General features: G+C 29.2%; 1 protein-coding gene. It reads left to right on the plus strand.

Annotated features, from left to right (window positions below):
• The first annotated feature begins 81 nt into the window (after positions 1-81).
• Positions 82-771, plus strand: coding sequence for a hypothetical protein (locus GFJ99_RS13250; protein ID WP_153209524.1), 690 nt, complete (start codon positions 82-84; stop codon positions 769-771).
• Positions 772-1,207 lie beyond the last annotated feature (436 nt).

Consider the following 1,207-nt stretch of genomic DNA (forward strand, 5'->3'; position numbering starts at 1 on the left):
ATTTGTAATGGCTTGGTGTTGGTACAACGCCACTGAGAGCAAGCCGCAGAACGTTACCTGCAAGCTTAAAAAAAATCGAAAATGACAAAAAACATCACACTTCTGATTTTAATATATATTATTTCAAGTTGTTCTACACCAGAAAACTTTAAGGAATATTACTATCAAATTGGCACAAAAAAAGAAGTTCAAATTTATAAATACATTGACAAAAACAATTCAAAGAATATTGAATATTGGAAAATAACTACAAACCCAAAAACGAATAAAATTCTAACCGAATCCTTCACAAATGATTTTAGACTTTATAATATATTCGAAGAAGAGCTAAAAACTGATGGAGCGGAATTAATTCGCTACGCAGATTTTGAAATTAATGAAAATGGGCAAAATGTACGTATTGACGCAACAATAGTCGATAAATATGTTTATAAATGGAATGACAATAATAAATATATTTATTCAGTAAAATACGCGAATACAAAATATGGAAATGAGCAATTTACAAAAGAACGAACTAAAAGTAGCTTTGATAATATAACTGTTAACGGAACTAAATACTCAACTTTAAAGTTTAAGGATGAATATGAGATTAAATCACTCGAAAATGACCAGAATTATGAATTTTATCAATTTACATATTATGCAAAGGAAATTGGAATCGTAAAATACGAAAGATATTATCCAGATGGTACAATGATAGAATTAGAATTATCAGAAATTCTAACTGAAAAGGAATTTGATGAACTGAAAGAAAAAGCCAGCAGGTAACAGCGGTTTGCTTCAATGGCTAGTTCCGGATTTTCCTACGGAAAATCCGCTGCTGAATCGAATGTTTTGTTATATTTGTAATGGCTTGGTGTTGGTTCAACGCCACTGAAAGCAAGCCACATAACGTTGTAACCAATTTGTGAAAAACCGAGTGAAATTAAATGACCCTAATAAATAGATTTCAAATTAATAGAACAGTCAAAACAAACAAATCTGAATCGGAATTAGTTAATTCTATTAATAAATTTAGTCATAAAAAAATTGACATTAGAAATGGAATAATAAAAATATATGGAAAAGTATTCTATGACTTTGTTTGTATTTTAAATCTTCATGAAGTTAAACTGACAGCAAAACCAAAAAAAAATCTTCTGATTTTCGGAGGGCACTGAAAAACATCGACTATTTTGATTAGTACCGTTTTTAGTCAATAAAA

This window comes from Flavobacterium sp. LMO6, assembly GCF_009495795.1.
In the GTDB taxonomy this organism is placed as follows: Bacteria; Bacteroidota; Bacteroidia; order Flavobacteriales; family Flavobacteriaceae; genus Flavobacterium.